16 protein-coding genes are annotated in these 17,120 nt (G+C 37.9%); 1 reads left to right on the forward strand and 15 read right to left on the reverse strand.

All coding sequences use genetic code 11. The annotated features are described in order from the left end of the window. Window positions 1–69: 69 nt before the first annotated feature. The 10 genes from IGI65_RS09980 to purC all read right to left on the reverse strand — a co-directional run bounded on the left by IGI65_RS09980 (window position 70) and on the right by purC (window position 11,086). The gene (locus IGI65_RS09980; RefSeq protein ID WP_438774136.1) at window positions 70–984 is read right to left on the reverse strand and encodes an aldo/keto reductase; all 915 of its coding nucleotides are present in this window, start codon (window positions 982–984) and stop codon (window positions 70–72) included. A gap of 281 nt (window positions 985–1,265) precedes the next feature. Beyond that, window positions 1,266–2,525 (reverse strand): phosphoribosylamine--glycine ligase, encoded by a 1,260-nt coding sequence (gene purD / locus IGI65_RS09985; RefSeq protein WP_438774137.1) that lies wholly within the window; start codon window positions 2,523–2,525, stop codon window positions 1,266–1,268. Between the two features lie 14 nt (window positions 2,526–2,539). After that, entirely contained in the window at window positions 2,540–4,081 is a 1,542-nt protein-coding gene (gene purH / locus IGI65_RS09990) for a bifunctional phosphoribosylaminoimidazolecarboxamide formyltransferase/IMP cyclohydrolase (RefSeq protein ID WP_438774138.1), read from the reverse strand. A 58-nt stretch (window positions 4,082–4,139) separates the two neighbouring features. Continuing rightward, complete coding sequence (gene purN, locus IGI65_RS09995; protein WP_438774139.1) at window positions 4,140–4,712, reverse strand: phosphoribosylglycinamide formyltransferase; 573 nt, start codon at window positions 4,710–4,712, stop codon at window positions 4,140–4,142. Then, window positions 4,709–5,761 (reverse strand): phosphoribosylformylglycinamidine cyclo-ligase, encoded by a 1,053-nt coding sequence (purM, locus tag IGI65_RS10000; RefSeq protein ID WP_438774140.1) that lies wholly within the window; start codon window positions 5,759–5,761, stop codon window positions 4,709–4,711. The genes purN and purM overlap by 4 nt, the downstream gene beginning before the upstream one ends. Before the next feature lie 18 nt (window positions 5,762–5,779). Continuing rightward, window positions 5,780–7,219 carry an amidophosphoribosyltransferase gene (gene purF, locus IGI65_RS10005; RefSeq protein WP_438774141.1) on the reverse strand — a complete coding sequence of 480 codons (1,440 nt, stop codon included), beginning with the start codon at window positions 7,217–7,219 and terminating at the stop codon, window positions 5,780–5,782. After that, complete coding sequence (gene purL, locus IGI65_RS10010; RefSeq protein ID WP_438774142.1) at window positions 7,204–9,426, reverse strand: phosphoribosylformylglycinamidine synthase subunit PurL; 2,223 nt, start codon at window positions 9,424–9,426, stop codon at window positions 7,204–7,206. Before purL ends, purF begins: the two co-directional genes overlap by 16 nt. After that, window positions 9,426–10,100 (reverse strand): phosphoribosylformylglycinamidine synthase subunit PurQ, encoded by a 675-nt coding sequence (gene purQ, locus IGI65_RS10015; protein WP_095005798.1) that lies wholly within the window; start codon window positions 10,098–10,100, stop codon window positions 9,426–9,428. Before purQ ends, purL begins: the two co-directional genes overlap by 1 nt. Before the next feature lies 1 nt (window position 10,101). Continuing rightward, window positions 10,102–10,356 (reverse strand): phosphoribosylformylglycinamidine synthase subunit PurS, encoded by a 255-nt coding sequence (gene purS / locus IGI65_RS10020; protein ID WP_071863820.1) that lies wholly within the window; start codon window positions 10,354–10,356, stop codon window positions 10,102–10,104. Window position 10,357: 1 nt separating this feature from the next. Next, the gene (purC, locus tag IGI65_RS10025; RefSeq protein ID WP_438774143.1) at window positions 10,358–11,086 is read right to left on the reverse strand and encodes a phosphoribosylaminoimidazolesuccinocarboxamide synthase; all 729 of its coding nucleotides are present in this window, start codon (window positions 11,084–11,086) and stop codon (window positions 10,358–10,360) included. A 312-nt stretch (window positions 11,087–11,398) separates the two neighbouring features. On the opposite strand from purC, the gene IGI65_RS10030 reads away from it, so the two are divergent. Further along, complete coding sequence (locus tag IGI65_RS10030; RefSeq protein ID WP_071863818.1) at window positions 11,399–11,782, forward strand: hypothetical protein; 384 nt, start codon at window positions 11,399–11,401, stop codon at window positions 11,780–11,782. Window positions 11,783–11,932: 150 nt separating this feature from the next. On the opposite strand, the gene purB is transcribed toward IGI65_RS10030, so the two are convergent. From purB to IGI65_RS10055, 5 genes are all read right to left on the reverse strand, one after another. After that, on the reverse strand, window positions 11,933–13,228 hold the full coding sequence (purB, locus tag IGI65_RS10035) for an adenylosuccinate lyase (RefSeq protein WP_071863817.1): 1,296 nt from the start codon (window positions 13,226–13,228) through the stop codon (window positions 11,933–11,935). A gap of 61 nt (window positions 13,229–13,289) precedes the next feature. Further along, window positions 13,290–14,420, reverse strand: coding sequence for a 5-(carboxyamino)imidazole ribonucleotide synthase (purK, locus tag IGI65_RS10040; protein ID WP_438774144.1), 1,131 nt, complete (start codon window positions 14,418–14,420; stop codon window positions 13,290–13,292). Next, window positions 14,404–14,892, reverse strand: a complete 489-nt coding sequence (gene purE, locus IGI65_RS10045) for a 5-(carboxyamino)imidazole ribonucleotide mutase (protein WP_438774145.1) — start codon at window positions 14,890–14,892, stop codon at window positions 14,404–14,406. Before purE ends, purK begins: the two co-directional genes overlap by 17 nt. A gap of 273 nt (window positions 14,893–15,165) precedes the next feature. After that, window positions 15,166–16,482, reverse strand: a complete 1,317-nt coding sequence (locus tag IGI65_RS10050; protein ID WP_412258662.1) for a nucleobase:cation symporter-2 family protein — start codon at window positions 16,480–16,482, stop codon at window positions 15,166–15,168. Continuing rightward, the gene (locus tag IGI65_RS10055; protein ID WP_016171736.1) at window positions 16,483–17,064 is read right to left on the reverse strand and encodes a xanthine phosphoribosyltransferase; all 582 of its coding nucleotides are present in this window, start codon (window positions 17,062–17,064) and stop codon (window positions 16,483–16,485) included. Between the last annotated feature and the right edge of the window lie 56 nt (window positions 17,065–17,120).

Below are 17,120 nucleotides of genomic sequence, written 5' to 3' on the forward strand. Positions count from 1 at the left end.
AAAACGCAAAAATCGTTCGGAAATTCCGAACGATTTTCACTTTAACCTAAAATATTATTAGAAATTACTTTATGGCAGATCATTACCAGCCGCAAGATAAATGCTATACCAGTCTTCTTTTGATAAGACGATATCACTTGCCTTGGCAATTTCTTCAATGCGCTGTAAATTCATGGTGCCAATAATTACTTGCATATTGGCCGGATGACGTAAAATCCAAGCAGAAGCAATCCCTGTTGGTGTTGTATGATATTTTTCTGCCATTTCAGTCAATTTTTCATTCAATTTTGGAAATTTATCATTCCCAATAAAGACTCCTTCAAAAAAACCATATTGATAAGGCGACCAAGCTTGGATGGTCATATCATTTAAACGAGAAAATTCCAAGATGCCATCATCATGATCGACACTACGCGGATCTGTCATATTAACATGCAGGCCAAAATCAATCATACCAGTGTGCATAATTCCAAATTGCAATTGATTTGCAACTAAAGGCTGACGGACATATTTTTGCAACAACTCAATTTGTCGAGAATATTGATTACTAACACCAAAGTATTTTACTTTTCCTTCTGATTCCAACTGGTCAAAAGCAGCTGCTACTTCTTCTGGTTCCATCAAAGTATCTGGTCGATGTAATAATAAGGCATCTAAATAATCTACTTGTAAACGTTGTAAGCTTTTTTCCACCGAAGTAATAATATGTTCTTTAGAAAAATCATACATTTCGCCTGGAACAATACCACATTTGCTTTGAATAAACATATCTTCTCTTTTATAACCGGTTTTAGCAAAAGCTTCTGCAAATATCTCTTCACATTTGCCTTGACCATAAATATCGGCATGATCAAAAAAGTTAATACCATTTTCTACCGCTGTTTGAATTACAGCTACCGGATCTTTTGCCTCCGTAATACGCATACACCCTAAAACTATACTGGAAACTCCCAGTTCATTTGGGCCAAAATTAACTTGCTTCATCTTCTTCCCTCCATTAAAAATCACAATTGATAAAATTTAACTACTGCTAAATTTTACCACACCTGTTAGAAAACGCTAACAAATTTTACCGTTTTAAATCCGAAAAAGTAGTTGTGATAAAAGTGTCAGCTACAAGCAATGAGAAGTCATTTTAAGAAAATTGCTATTCCAAATTATTACGAAATTTCAACTTCTTTAAAAGGTGCTCATTAATACGATTTATTAAAAAAGGTGTGACAAGACTTTTGTCACACCTCATTTCTAGCTAAATTGGCTTTTTATCATCTCTTATTTAACGCTTTAGCTCCAATATCTTGCCGGTAAAACATCTCTGGTAATGCCATTTGACTTAGCGCTGTATAAACCTCATGACAAGCCTCATCTAAACTAGCAGCTTGGGCGGCAACCAAGAAAATTCTTCCCCCGTTTGCCACGAGTTGATCTTCTGCGAGTGTCGCACCAGCATAATAAAGTTCTGTATTTGCCGTTGTCTTTTGCGGTAAAATCATCCCTTTTTGATACTCACCAGGATAACCTTTAGCCGCTACCACGACACCAAAAGCAGCATTATCGTGCCAGGATAGTTCAGGTTTTTCATCTGTAAGTAAAGCGGTAATAATATCCACCAAACTTGACTTTAAACGAGGCAAGACGACTTGTGTTTCTGGATCACCAAAACGAGCGTTAAATTCAATGACTTTCGCACCTTCTGTGGTGGCAATTAGGCCAGCATATAAAATCCCCGTAAAAGGCGTACCATTTTTAACCATCCCTCTAGCTGCAGGTTGTAAATTTTCTTTGACCGCTTTTGCAACCATTTCATCACTAATTTGGGGCACCGGCGAATAAGCACCCATACCGCCAGTATTTGGTCCTTTATCGCCATCAAAAGCCCGCTTATGATCTTGAGCGATGACCATTGGGTAGATAGCTTCATCTTTTACAAAAGCCAATAATGAAAATTCTTCTCCTGCTAAAAAGTCTTCCACTACAACTTTTGCACCACTTTCACCAAAACGGTTAGCTTCTAACATATCAGATAATGCAACTAAAGCTTCTGAAACCGTCTGTGCCACAACGACCCCTTTACCAGCAGCAAGTCCATCTGCTTTAATGACAATCGGCGCTCCTTTTTCTTTTACATAAGCAGCCGCTTTTTGGTAATCGGAAAAAGTCTGATAGTCGGCGGTAGGAATTTGGTTTTTTTGCATAATCTGTTTGGCAAAATCTTTTGAACTTTCAATTTGAGCTGCTTTTTTAGTTGGACCAAAAATCAATAGACCAGCTTTTTGAAAGTCATCGACAATCCCACGTTGTAATGGCGCTTCTGGACCTACAAAAGTCCATGCAATATTTTCCGCTTTTGCAAAATCGATTAGTTTTCCGTGATCCTCTTCTGCAATAGGGACAGTCTTAATACCATCTTGTTGCATACCAGGGTTTCCCGGTGCACAAAAAACAGTTACCACTTTTGGATCGCATAATAATTTTTTTGCGATGGCGTGTTCCCGTCCGCCGCCACCAATAACTAATAATTTCATAGAAGCTCCTTTTCTTAATGACGGAAATGACGAATATCAGTAAAGACCATCGCTATTCCATATTTATCTGCCATATCAATGGATTCTTGATCGCGAATGCTGCCGCCAGGTTGCACAATGGCTTTAATCCCATGTTGCGCTGCAAATTCTACAGAATCCCCCATCGGGAAATAAGCGTCACTTGCTAAGACTGCTCCATCCATTTTACCTGCAGTTTCAGCTTGCTCGATTGCAATTTTCACCGAGCCCACTCGATTCATTTGCCCCGCACCAATACCGACAGTTTGATGTTGATTCGCCAAAACAATCGCATTTGATTTGACATGTTTTACCGCTTTCCAAGCAAAAGATAACGCCTCTAATTCCGCTTCACTTGGTTGTCGTTTCGTTACAACTTTCCATTCCCTCGAATTTTCTTCAACCACATCTTGCTCTTGGACTAAAAGTCCGCCTAAAACGGAAACTTTTTCAGGTGAAGCTGCATCTTTGGCATCGCGAAAATCCAATGTCATTAAACGAATATTTTTCTTACCGCTTAATAACGCTAAAGCCTCAGCAGAAAAACTTGGCGCAATAATGATTTCTAAGAATAATTGATGCATTTTTTCAGCTGTAGGTAAGTCAACTTCGCGATTTAAAACGATAATACCACCAAAAATTGAGACTGGATCTGCTTCATAGGCAAAATCGTATGCTTTTAAAATCGTCTCTGCTGTTCCAATGCCACAAGGGTTCATATGTTTTAAGGCAACCACAGTCGGTTTGGTAAATTCTCTGGCAATTCGAATAGCTGCGTCTGCATCTTTAATATTGTTGTAAGAAAGTGCTTTGCCATGCAATTGTTGCGCTTTGGCAATGGAGTAAGAAACAGGTAAAGCATCACTATAAAAAGAAGCTTCTTGATGAGAATTTTCACCATAGCGTAAATCTTGTTTTAGTTCATAAGTTAAGGTTAATTTTTCTGGTTCTTTTTCTTTGACTAAATCGGTCATAAAGCCAGCAATTAACGCATCATAAGCTGCAGTGTGACGAAAAACTTTAGCGGCTAACTTTTGTCTAGTCGCAAATGTTGTCTGATTGTTTTCCTTAATTTCAGCTAACACGGCTGCATAATCTGACGGATCTACCACTACTGTAACAAATTCATGATTTTTAGCCGCCGAACGTAACATACTTGGCCCACCGATATCGATATTTTCAATGGCATCTTTTGTTTGCACATCAGCTTTTAAAATCGTTTCTTTAAAAGGATAAAGGTTCACCACTACTAAATCAATTGGTTGAATATCGTGTTCTTTCATCGCTTTAACGTGCTCACTGTTATCTCTTCGGCTTAAAAGGCCACCATGAATAAGAGGATGTAACGTTTTAACTCGTCCGTCCATCATTTCGGGAAAATGGGTCACCTCTTCAATTCCAATAGTTTTTACACCGGCATTTTTAAGGGCCGTTTGAGTCCCACCTGTAGAGATGATTTCCCAACCTGCAGCAAGTAATCCCGTTGCAAATTCTACAATACCGGTTTTATCTGAAACACTAATTAAAGCTCGCTTCATTTCATTAACTCCTCTGATTTAAGTTTAAAAGAATAAACTAAAGGTACTTATTCTAGCGCTATTTCCCTTTAGACATTACAATTTTTTTTAGAACTTCGGGATACAGTTGATGCTCCACTTGATGAATTTTTGCCTCTAAAGTAGTTAAGTCATCTTCTAGGGCAATGCTTACTGGCGCTTGGGCAATAATTGGTCCAGTATCCACTCCAGCATCAATATAATGAACGGTCACACCCGTTACTTTCACACCATAATCATAAGCATCCTTTATCCCATGAAGACCCGGAAAAGCCGGTAATAATGATGGGTGGATATTAATAATTTTTTTAGGAAAAGCTGTTAATAATCCTTCACCAATAATGCGCATATAGCCTGCCAATACAATTAAATCAATTTTTTCGCGTTGTAATAGCGCCAACAGTGCTGTTTCATAGGCCTTTTTATCCGCAAAGTCTTTTGGTGCCAAGTGGAAAGTTGGCACATTAAATTTCTCAGCTCGTTTTAAAACAAAAGCATCTTTTTTATCACTAAAAACAAGAGCAATTTCTGCGGGGAGCTTTTCTTTTTGAAAAAAATCCGCCAGCGCTGCAAAATTGCTCCCATTACCAGAAGCTAAAACGGCAATTCTCATTTCTTTTCCTCATTTATTGTAATCGCAGGGGCATCTTTTGTAGCAGCTACCACTTGACCAAGCTCATAACATGGCTCGTCTAACTCTGCCAATACTGCTTTTACTTGCGCTACATTTTCTTTACTTACTGCTAAAACCATCCCAATTCCCATGTTAAAGATTTCAAACATTTCTTTATGGTTAAGCTGGCCGTATTCTTCCAAAACAGTAAAAATCGGTAACACCGGCCAAGCTCCTTCGGTAATTTCAACTGCCACATTTTCTGGTAGCATCCGCGGAATATTTTCCACAAAGCCACCGCCTGTGATATGAGCGATTCCATTAACTAAATTTTCTTTTATTAAAGGCATCAATGCTTTAACATATATTTTCGTTGGGGTTAAAAGAACTTCACCTAACGTTTTACCTTCTAACGCTGCAATCTTCGTGTCACCAGCTAAGTTATGTTCTGTAAAGAAAATTTTACGTACTAAAGAAAAACCATTAGAATGAATCCCTGTAGAAGGCAAGCCTAATAACACATCTCCGGCTTGAATATTTTCACCTGTTATTAGTTGACTTTTTTCGGCTACACCAACTGCAAAACCAGCTAAGTCATACTCTTGTTCATCGTACATTCCAGGCATTTCAGCAGTTTCGCCGCCAATTAAAGCGGCTCCTGCTTGTAAACAGCCTTCAGCAACTCCTGCTACGACTTGTTCTAAACGGGCAGGTTCATTTTTACCAGTTGCCAAATAATCTAAGAAATATAACGGTTCTGCTCCTTGGGCGACGATGTCATTAACACACATTGCCACACAGTCAATCCCGATTGTATCGTGTTTATCTTCTTTAAAAGCCACCATCAATTTGGTCCCCACACCATCGGTTCCAGAAATTAAAACTGGTTCTTTGATCTTCAAACTACTTAAATCAAAACAACCGCCAAAACCACCTAAAGCGCCCATAACTCCTAAGCGTTCCGTTTTTTTGACATGTTTTTTAATTCGCTCTACTACCTCATAACCAGCATTCACATCAACGCCAGCTTTTGCATATGCATTCGCCACTTTTTTCGCTCCTTTTATTTAGAAAAATGAAGTTTGTTCTTTTAGTGAAGCTTGATACTTTTCTTCGTAATCGTATAAAGGGGTCGGATAGTCACCGTTAAAATAGGCCATACATAAGCCCCCATATGGTGCATCAAAGTCTAATCCAATCGCATCGATTAAACCATCTTCACTCAAATAACTTAAAGAGTCCGCACCAATAACTTGACGAATTTCTTCTACTGAATGATTGGCTGCGATTAATTCTTTGCGAGTTTGAATATCAATGCCATAAAAACAAGGATATTTTAAAGGCGGCGAAGCGATTCTGACATGTACTTCTTTTGCGCCTGCTTCTTTTAATAAATCGACAATGCGACGGCTGGTGGTACCTCTAACGATAGAATCATCGACCATAATCACTTTTTTGCCCGCAACAACTCCGCGAACAGCAGATAATTTCATCCGCACGCCTTGTTCTCTTAACTCTTGTGTCGGTTGAATAAAAGTTCTGGCGACATATTGATTTTTTACTAAGCCTAATTCATAAGGAATACCTGATGCTTCGGCGTAACCACTGGCTGCTGATAGTGAGGAATTGGGAACCCCAATTACCATATCTGCGTCAACTGGGGCTTCTTTAGCTAAATTGCGTCCCATGTTTTTTCTAGCTGTATGGACATTCACCCCAGCAATATTAGAATCTGGTCGAGCAAAATAAACATATTCCATTGAACAAATCGCATGTTGTGTATCTTCTGTGAAGTGCTCAATTGTCACGCCTCCGTCATTAATGATAATAATTTCACCGGGTTGGACGTCACGAACAAATTCAGCCCCACTTACTTCCAACGCACAAGTTTCAGAAGCGACCACATAGGCACCATTTTTCATTTTACCAATCGCTAGCGGGCGAAAACCGTTAGCATCTAAAGCTGCCACCATACAATCTTCTCGCATCAAGATATAGGCAAAACCACCTTTTACCTCGTTTAGCGCTTCTTTTAATTGTTCCAACCAATTTTCTTTTTTACTGCGTCGGATTAAGTGCATTAAAATTTCTGTATCGGAGTTGGAGTGAAAAATTGCGCCATCTTGTTCTAAGCTAGTCCGCAAACTACGCGCATTTGTTAAATTGCCATTATGAGCCAACCCAACTGAACCATCATAAAACTTAAACAAAAAAGGCTGGATGTTATCCACACTACCATTTCCGGCTGTCGCGTAACGAACATGTCCGATTGCAGCACTTCCCTTTAATTGTGCCAATTGACGATCGTCTTTAAAGACTTCAGATAATAAACCTAATTCACGATAGCCATATAGTTTGCCGTTATCATTTGAAACAATTCCTGCGCCTTCTTGTCCTCGATGTTGCAAACTGTGAAGACCAAAATAAGTGACACGTGCTGCGTCTGGGTGACCCCAGACGCCAAAAATGCCACATTCTTCATTTAAACTTTTTACTTCATAAGACATGCAATGGCTTCCTCCCAAAGTTCTTTGGCAGTATGTGTTGCAACTGCGATATTGCCGTCCAAGGCTTGAATCTTAATTTCACCATCGTCTGTAACTTTACCAATTAATGTCGCTTTGTCTTCCACCAATTTTTCAAAAGCTACTTGTTTTTCTTTTTTCACGGATAAAACAAAACGAGATTGCGTTTCTGCAAATAAGTTTTCTTTTGGCATTTTTACAGCTACATTAAGCCCAAAACCATTTTTAAAAGTACATTCCGCTAAAGCTACCGCTAGACCTCCTTCTGCGCAATCGTGGGCGCTTGTGACAAGTCCAGTTTGAATTGCTTTTAACACCAAATCTTGATTAGCTTTTTCTGTTGCCAAATCAAAATCCATTAGTTTACCTTCAATTAAACCCTTTTGCATTTTTTGAATTTCTGTACCGTTGAAATCAGCAAAAGTTTCACCGACGATATAAATAAGATCATCAGAAGCTTTAAAATCTTGAGTGGTAATATCTTTTGTATCCGCAATTAACCCTACCATTCCAATTACAGGTGTTGGATAAATTGCTTTACCGTTTGTTTCGTTATATAACGAAACATTTCCTGAAATCACTGGCGTATTAAGAGTACGGCAAGCAGCACTAATACCATCTGCTGAAGTCCATAATTCCCAGAATCCTTCTGGTTTATCAGGAGAACCATAGTTTAAGCAATCTGTGATTGCTAAAGGCTGCCCTCCACTAGCAACAATATTACGGGCTGCTTCGGCGACGGCAATTTGTCCGCCAATTTCTGGATTTAAATACAGATAGCGAGCATTACAATCTGTTGTCATGGCCAGCGCTTTGTTTGTTCCTCTTACTCGTAAAACTGCTGCATCACTTCCTGGTGTTACAACAGTATTCGTGCGCACTTGAGAATCATACGTTTCATAAATCATTTTTTTTGATGCAATCGTCGGCTGTTGTAACAATTGCAATAACGTCGCTGTAGCATCTTCGACTACAGGAGTGAAATCTTCCATTTCAGCGAATGCTTTAATGCGGGCCGGCTCTACATACTCCTTATAATAAGTCGGAGCATCTTCTGCTAGAGCGTCGACAGGTAAATTCGCCACTTCAACACCATGATGATAGAGACGATAAAGACCGTCATCTGTCACTTCACCGATTGTAACGGCATCTAATTCATATTTAGAAAAAAGTTCTTCAACTTCTTTTTCTGCGCCTTTTTTGATACAAATTAACATCCGCTCTTGTGACTCAGATAACATCATTTCATAAGGCGTCATCCCAGTTTCTCTTTGTGGCACGTCATCGAGATATAATTTCAACCCAGATCCGGCTTTTGATGCCATTTCTGCACTAGAAGATACTAGTCCTGCTGCTCCCATATCCTGAATGCCAATTAAAATATCTTGGTGTTCTAAAATTAATTCCAAACATGCCTCTAGTAATAATTTTTCCATGAAAGGATCGCCAACTTGAACAGCAGAACGTTGTTGCTCTTGGCCTTCAACAAATTCTTCTGAAGCAAATGTTGCACCATGAATACCATCGCGCCCTGTTTTTGCTCCGACGTACATAATGGCGTTGCCGACACCTTTAGCCTGTCCTTTTTGAATATCTTTATGTTCGATTAAGCCAACACACATAGCATTTACTAGTGGATTTCCTTCATAACAAGGATCAAAGGATACCTCTCCACCAACAGTTGGAATCCCAATGCAGTTGCCATAGCCGGAAATACCAGCTACTACTTCTTCTAATAAGTATTTCGTTCGCGAATTGTCTAACTCGCCAAAACGCAATGAATCTAAAATTGCAATTGGACGGGCACCCATGCTGAAAATATCGCGAATAATCCCACCGACACCTGTTGCTGCACCTTCATAAGGTTCAACCGCGGAAGGGTGATTATGACTTTCTGCCTTAAAAACTACCGCTTTCCCATCACCGATATCTACAATTCCCGCACCTTCACCAGGTCCTTGTAAAACTTGTGGGCCACTAGTAGGGAATTTGCGCAAAACGGGTTTAGAATTTTTATACGAACAGTGCTCACTCCACATAACAGAAAAAAGACCAGTTTCTGTGTAATTAGGCATACGACCTAAAATATCTTCTGCAATCAAGCGATACTCTTCATCAGTTAAGCCCCACTCGGCATAAATTTTATGTTCTTTGATTTCTTGTGGTGTTGGTTCACTTATTTTCATCATTATTTAACGGACACCTTTCCGAAATTTTTCAAAATTGAGGCAAAAAAACGCTTGCCAGCAGTTGAGCCTAGTAATGATTCCATTGCACGTTCTGGATGAGGCATCATCCCTAAGACATTACCAGCTTCATTACAAATACCAGCAATATTTTCTACACTACCATTTACATCCTCTTCATAAGTAAAAACGATTTGATTGTTTGCTTTTAATTGCGCTAAAGTTTGTTCATCACAAATATAATTACCTTCCCCATGAGCAACAGGAAGATCAATCACTTCATCTGTTTCATATTCAGAAGTAAATTTTGTTTGATTGTTGACTTTTAGGGGTGTTGTTTTACAAATAAAATGTAATGATTTATTACGAATTAAAGCACCTGGTAACAAGCCAGCTTCTGTTAAAACTTGAAAACCATTACAAGTACCAAAGACAGGTTTTCCTTCTTGGGCAAAACGTTTTACTTCTGCCATAATTGGCGAAAAACGAGCAATCGCTCCACAACGCAAATAATCACCATATGAAAAGCCCCCAGGCAACAACACGCCATCAAAACCTGCTAATGAACTCACATCGTGGCGTACATATTCCGCTTCTGCTCCCATTACATCTTTAATCGCCCAAAGCATATCCATATCACAATTAGAGCCGGGAAATACGACTACGGCGAATTTCATATTAGACTTCCTCCATTGCAGTAATTTCGTAACGATAAGTTTCCATGTTGACATTGGCTAATAATTTGTCACAAATATTTTCAATCATCTCTTCAACGGGATAATCACTTTTTGCTACCTTAATTTCAAAATATTTTCCAATCCGAATTTCATCGATTTCTTCATAACCCATTCGGTGAACTGCCCCTTTAACCGCTTCTCCTTGGGGATCTAAAACTGATTCTTTATACGTTACATAAACTTTTACGAAATACATGCTATTGCTCCTCTACTAAAAATTGATTTTCTAAACGCATTAATACTTCCTCATATACTGGAACCAAATCGCCTAAATCACGACGATAGATATCTTTATCTAAATGCTCATTAGTTGATAAATCCCACAAACGGCAGGTGTCTGGTGAGATTTCATCAGCTAAAAGTAATTGACCGGTTTTGGTACGGCCAATTTCAATTTTAAAATCAATTAATTTAATTCCAATTTGTTCAAAAATTTGTTGCAACGCCACATTTACTTCTCGTGCCAAATGCTTGATGTCGTTAATTTCTTTACCTGTAGCAAGTTTCAACAGTTTTACATGGTCATCATTAATAAATGGATCATCTAATGCATCTTCTTTGTAATAAAATTCTACAATTGGAAAATCTAAAGGCGTTCCTTCTTCAATTTGTAATCTTTTTGAAAAACTCCCAGCAGCAACATTGCGAACGACAACCTCTAATGGAATAATTTCCACACACTCGACTAATTGTTCGGTTTTAGATACATTTTTAACAAAATGTGAGGGAATCCCTTCGCTTTTTAGTTGTTCAAAAATCAAACTAGTAATTTGATTGTTTAAAGCACCTTTCCCAGCTACTTTATCCTTTTTCACACCATTTAAAGCTGTGGCTTGATCCAAATACTCTACCCAAAAAACATCCGGATTATCAGTAGCGTAAAGTTTTTTTGCTTTACCGGCATAGCGTAATTCCTTCTTTTGCATTTCGCACCTCGTTTTATTGACATTAAATTGAACAAACAACGAAATCGTTCGTGTTTAACTTGTGCTTATTTTAACAACTGATAAAATCAAGGTCAATATTTTTCAGGATATTTAATGATCAAAACGAATATATTGTTCGTGTTTAACCTTAAAACACATGATTTATTTTTTAGTTTTCTCATTGTCTTCTTTTTAATAAATTTTATTTAAATTTTATAATTTAGACTAGTATTTAGTGAAGCGTTTACAACAAAACAAAAAAGTGATATAGTACTTTTAGATTCATTGATAGGATTTTTAGGGGGCTTATGGATGGAAAGTGACAATCAGGTAATTGCCAATTTTTTAGATTCGCTTACTTTTGATGATAGACGTCGTTTATTTAACGACTTGTTAGCAGTAGAAGAAGTTTACCAACTGAATAAGAACACTTCTTTTTACACTTTTCGCAAAGTAAAACAAGCTTCAAAACGTCAAGTGGACTGCCGTAAACGAATATTTCGTTATCAAAACAGTCACAACGAAGAATTAATTATTGAACAAATTCACGAGCAACGCTTTTTTAAAAACCATTACACTTTTAAAGTGTTTTTCAATTTAGAAGAGTATAATTTTTCTTTAGTGGAGACTTTACTTGCAATCCTTCGTGATGAAAGATTGCGCCACTATACACAACCAAAAGTTGCCTTTATTTAAAGTAGTTGTGATAAAAGTTCCTTCTGACACAACGTTTAATCGAAAAAGGCGGTATGACATTTTTTTGTCATACCGCCTTTTTTTACTGCCACAAACTTTTTATCTACAAAAAAGAAGCCTTAGCATTATCGCCACGACTTCTTTTACTTTTTATTCTAAACCTACTCGCTTAAAGATTGCGTCAACATTTTTAAGGTGATAGTGATAATCAAAAGCATCATCCAAATCCGCTTTAGTCAAAATTGACGTGATTTTATCGTCTTCTTCTAATAAAGGTCTAAAACTTGTTTGATGATCCCAAGCAAAAGCTGTTTTTGGCTGTACCAAATCGTAGGCTTCTTCTCTTGTCATACCTTTATCAATTAATTTTAACATCACCCTTTGACTATAAATTAAACCAAAAGTTGCGTCCATGTTGCGTTTCATATTTTCCGGAAAAACAGTCAAATTTTTAACAATATTACCAAAACGATTCAACATATAATCTAATAAAATTGTCGTATCTGGTACGATAATACGCTCAGCAGAAGAATGTGAAATATCACGTTCATGCCATAATGGAACATTTTCATAAGCAGTTAGCATATGCCCTCTAACAACCCGCGCTAAACCACACATATTTTCTGAACCAATTGGATTACGTTTATGAGGCATTGCCGATGAACCTTTTTGCCCTTTAGCAAAATATTCCTCTACTTCTCTTGTTTCGGATTTTTGTAAGCTACGAATTTCTGTAGCAAAACGTTCGATACTAGTGGCAATTAATCCCAGTGCTGCAAAGTATTCCGCATGTAAATCTCGCGGCAGCACTTGCGTAGAAATTTCTTGGGGACGAATTCCTAAATTTTCACAAACGAATTCTTCAATAAAAGGTGGAATATTCGCAAAAGTTCCAACTGCACCGGAAATTTTACCTGCTTCTACTCCTTTTGCCGCATGTTCAAAACGTTCGATGTTACGTTTCATTTCTGAATACCAAGTAGCTAATTTCAAGCCAAAAGTTGTTGGTTCGGCATGAACCCCATGAGTACGTCCCATACAAACTGTATTTTTATGTTCTCTAGCTTTATTGCCGATGATTTCTAAGAAATTTTGTAAGTCCTGACGTAGAATATCGTTGGCTTGTTTTAATAAATAGCCATAAGCAGTATCAACAACATCGGTACTGGTTAATCCGTAATGAACCCATTTGCGCTCTGATCCTAAACTTTCAGAAACAGCACGGGTAAAAGCTACGACGTCGTGACGCGTTTGTTCTTCAATTTCTAAAATACGATCAATATCAAATTTTGCGTTCTCGCGAATTTTTTTAACGTCTTCTTTGGGAATTTCTCCTAGTTCTGCCCAAGCTTCATCGGCTAAAATTTCAACTTCTAACCAGGCTTGATAACGATTTTGATCAGTCCAAATTGCACCCATTTCCGGGCGTGTGTAACGTTCTAACATGCAATAGCTCCTCGCTTATTTTAAATTTGAAAAAATAGTTTATTCATACTAAAAAATACGACTAATCCCAAATATTTGTTTGATAAATTTCTTCTAATGTGGCATAGATGTCTTCTGTTGTAATGGTAATATGTCCCATCTTACGCCCTGGCTTGGCCTGCGCTTTGCCGTAATAGTGGAATTGCCAGTTTGGCTTTCTAGCAATTAAATCATATGTTTCTTGCAACTCATCGCCTAAAATATTGACCATAACTGCATCGCTTAGTAATTTTACTTCCCCTAAAGGCCAACCGCAAATCCCACGAATATGGGCATCAAATTGACTTTGGCTACATGCTTCAATGGAATAATGTCCTGAATTATGCGGACGCGGTGCAAGCTCATTGACATAGATACTGCCAGTCTTGGTCAAAAACATCTCAATCGCTAACACTCCGCGTAAATCCAGAGCTTTAGCAATCACCTTAGCAATTCGTTGGGCTTCTTCTACTACTTCTGGTGCGACTCTAGCCGGTGCAATAGTTTCATGTAAGATATTATGGCGATGAATATTTTCTACTACTGGAAACACCATAAACTCCCCACTGCCATTTCCTGCTACCATGACAGATATTTCTTTTTCAAAAGGAATCCAAGCTTCCAGCTCACAAGTGCCAGAACGTAGTAAATTCATTGAAGGTGCTAAGTCTGCAGTACTATACAAAACGTATTGTCCTTTACCATCATAACCACCACGAGTTGTTTTTAAGACACAAGGATAACCAATACTATCAATGGCATCTTGAATATCTGTTGGACTAATAATTGTTTCATACGGTGCAATAACAATATTATTTGCTTCCAAGAAAGCTTTCTCCATTAACCGATCTTGTGTAATTGCTAAAAGATCCGTTCCTTGAGGGACATTAGCACTATAAATAATGGCATTTAAGGCATCAACACTAACATTTTCAAACTCATACGTAATTACATCACAGCGTCGGGCCATTTCTTCTAAAGCAAATACATCGTCATACGCTGCCACAATATGCCAATCTGCTACTTGTGCAGTCGGACAATCAGCAGCAGGATCTAAAACGCCGACCCGAAAACCCATTTCTTTTGCGCTAATGGTCATCATCCGACCTAATTGTCCACCGCCCACAATGCCAATTACAGCGCCTGGTAATAAAGGCTTAACCAAGTTGATCACTACTTTCCATCACAATATCACGCATTTTTTCTCGCTTAATAGCTAATTTTTGCGCTATGTCTAAATCATACATGGAAAGCATCTGCGCCGCAAGTAGTCCGGCATTGGTTGCACCAGCTTGTCCAATTGCAGTCGTAGCTACTGGAATTCCACCAGGCATTTGTACAATTGAAAGTAGCGAATCTAAACCATTTAATGTTCGGGATTTAACCGGAACACCAATCACCGGTAATGTAGTTTTTGCTGCCACCATCCCCGGCAAATGAGCAGCACCACCTGCACCAGCGATAATTACTTTTAACCCGTTATCTCTTGCGTTTTCTGCAAATTCAAACATTAAATCTGGTGTTCTATGTGCAGAGACAACTTGCTTTATATAGCTAATTCCTAGCTCATCTAATTGTTCGCATGCGTACTTCATCGTTTCCCAATCTGACACGCTTCCCATAATAACTGCAACTTGTGGTTTCATGTTTTGCTCCTTTACAATTAACTTGTCATTATTGTAGCAAGTTAAAATTTAGCTGTAAATATTTACTCGAATATTAAACATACAAATTATAAGTTCGTTCGTGTTTTAAACAAACACACCGAACAACTTATTTTTCTCGTTGTCTTAGATAGATTTGTTTATAAAACGCAATGCTAAAATATTAATACCTTAATCTTGTTTCTTACAAGAATTCAATAATCTCTTTATAGACAAAAAAAGCAAATGACATCATTTGACGTCATTTGCACATTTTTATTTCGTTTCACTAACTGCTTTAGTTAAAGTTGTTTCTTTATCATCTTTTAAACCATTAAAAATTAAATTTAAAAGAATGGCAGTTAAACTACTCATCACAATCCCGTTACCGGTAAACATTTGCAGTGTTTCTGGTAATTGACTGAACAATTGAGGCATCAAATTAAAACCTAAGCCAAAACTAAGTGAAACAGCGATTACTAATAAATTCTTATCATTATTAAAATCAACTTTAGCTAACATTTTCATTCCTTGGACAGCTACCATACCAAACATCACTAACATCCCACCGCCTAATACTGGCTCAGGAATAATTTGCGCAATCGCACCAATCTTAGGAAATAGACCTAAAATAATTAAAAAGATAGCGGAAAAATAAATCGGCTTTTTGGTTTTAATCCCTGATAATTGCACCAAGCCCACATTTTGAGAAAAACCTGTGTAAGGAAATGTATTGAAAATTCCGCCTAGAATAACAGCTAATCCTTCTGCACGATACCCGCGTTTTAAATCATCTTCATTGATTGCTTGACCGGTAATATCACCAAGAGCAAAGTAAACGCCAGTAGATTCCACCATACTTACAATCGAGATGATAATCATAAGTAAAATAGACCACACATCAAACGTAGGTTTCCCAAAATAAAAAGGTTGCGGAATATGGAAAACAGGTGCGTGACCAATGGCAGCAAAATCAACCATCCCCATCAAGTAAGCTAAAAGAGTACCCCCAACAAGTCCTACTAATACAGAAATTGAACGTAAAAATCCTTTAGCAAAAACTTGAATCCCGATAATTAATAAAATCGTGACAAAAGCTAAGATCAATTGATCAGGTTCGCCAAAGTTTTGCGCTGTAGCGTCACCACCACCCATTTTCGTAATAGCAACTGGAATTAAAGTTAAACCAATAACCGTAATAACCGTTCCTGTCACAAGTGAAGGAAATAACTTTTTGATCTTTGAAAAAAAGCCCGCGATTAAAACAACAAAAATACCAGAAGCAATAATTGAACCATAAATGGCACCAACACCTGATTTACTTCCAATTAAAATTAAAGGGGCAACGGCTTGAATCGCACAACCTAGTACGACTGGTAAACCAATCCCAAAAAATTTCGTAACCGTTAATTGTAACAATGTGGCAATCCCACACATAAAAATGTCAATAGAAATTAAATATGTCATTTGTGTTTCGTTAAAACCTAAACCAGTCCCAATTAAAAGTGGTACTGCTACTGCACCAGCGTACATTGCAAGTAAGTGTTGCAACCCTAAAACAGCTGCTTTTCCGTTTTGTGTCTGCTTATCCAATTAAGCATCCTCCTCGATAAATTCTACTTCACCTGCTTTTAATGATGCAATTCGGGCTAAAGAAACAACTTTAATCCCCATGTCTTCTAAAAGTTCTCGGCCGTCTTGGAATGATTTTTCAATCACAATCCCAATTCCTTCTACATGAGCACCAGCTTGTTGACAAAGTTCAATCAAGCCCTTAGCCGCTTGGCCATTAGCCAAAAAGTCATCAATTAATAATACATTGTCGTTTTCAGTCAAAAATTTCTTAGAAATCGAAACAGTACTCGTCACCTGTTTAGTAAAAGAATAAACTTGCGCAGTCAAAAGTTCTTCGTTCATTGTTAAACTTTTAGACTTTCTAGCAAAAACTAAGGGAACCCCTAATTCTTGCGCAGTATAAAGCGCAGGAGCAATGCCAGAAGCTTCAATCGTAACAACTTTTGTGATATTAGCCGCTTGGAATACTTGGGCAAAGCGTTTGCCAATCGCCTCCATTAAGACCGGGTCAACTTGGTGGGTCACAAAACTATCCACTTTTAAAACACCGTCACCTAACACACGTCCGTCTTCTTTGATTCTTGCAACTAATTCTTTCATAATCACACTGCTCCTTTTTTAATTTTCATCTTTACTGCCAAACTAGCAAAAAAAGA

This window comes from Enterococcus sp. DIV0755b (assembly GCF_051713765.1).
Taxonomy (GTDB): Bacteria; Bacillota; Bacilli; order Lactobacillales; family Enterococcaceae; genus Enterococcus_C; species Enterococcus_C canintestini.

Excerpts from the sequence above, each read along its gene's own strand:
- IGI65_RS09980 (WP_438774136.1), bottom strand. The coding sequence starts at position 984 with ATGAAGCAAGTTAATTTTGGCCCAAATGAACTGGGAGTTTCCAGTATA.
- purD (WP_438774137.1), bottom strand. The coding sequence starts at position 2,525 with ATGAAATTATTAGTTATTGGTGGCGGCGGACGGGAACACGCCATCGCA.
- purH (WP_438774138.1), bottom strand. The coding sequence starts at position 4,081 with ATGAAGCGAGCTTTAATTAGTGTTTCAGATAAAACCGGTATTGTAGAA.
- purN (WP_438774139.1), bottom strand. The coding sequence starts at position 4,712 with ATGAGAATTGCCGTTTTAGCTTCTGGTAATGGGAGCAATTTTGCAGCG.
- purF (WP_438774141.1), bottom strand. The coding sequence starts at position 7,219 with ATGTCTTATGAAGTAAAAAGTTTAAATGAAGAATGTGGCATTTTTGGC.
- purL (WP_438774142.1), bottom strand. The coding sequence starts at position 9,426 with ATGATGAAAATAAGTGAACCAACACCACAAGAAATCAAAGAACATAAA.
- purQ (WP_095005798.1), bottom strand. The coding sequence starts at position 10,100 with ATGAAATTCGCCGTAGTCGTATTTCCCGGCTCTAATTGTGATATGGAT.
- purS (WP_071863820.1), bottom strand. The coding sequence starts at position 10,356 with ATGTATTTCGTAAAAGTTTATGTAACGTATAAAGAATCAGTTTTAGAT.
- purC (WP_438774143.1), bottom strand. The coding sequence starts at position 11,086 with ATGCAAAAGAAGGAATTACGCTATGCCGGTAAAGCAAAAAAACTTTAC.
- IGI65_RS10030 (WP_071863818.1), top strand. The coding sequence starts at position 11,399 with ATGGAAAGTGACAATCAGGTAATTGCCAATTTTTTAGATTCGCTTACT.
- purB (WP_071863817.1), bottom strand. The coding sequence starts at position 13,228 with ATGTTAGAACGTTACACACGCCCGGAAATGGGTGCAATTTGGACTGAT.
- purE (WP_438774145.1), bottom strand. The coding sequence starts at position 14,892 with ATGAAACCACAAGTTGCAGTTATTATGGGAAGCGTGTCAGATTGGGAA.
- IGI65_RS10055 (WP_016171736.1), bottom strand. The coding sequence starts at position 17,064 with ATGAAAGAATTAGTTGCAAGAATCAAAGAAGACGGACGTGTGTTAGGT.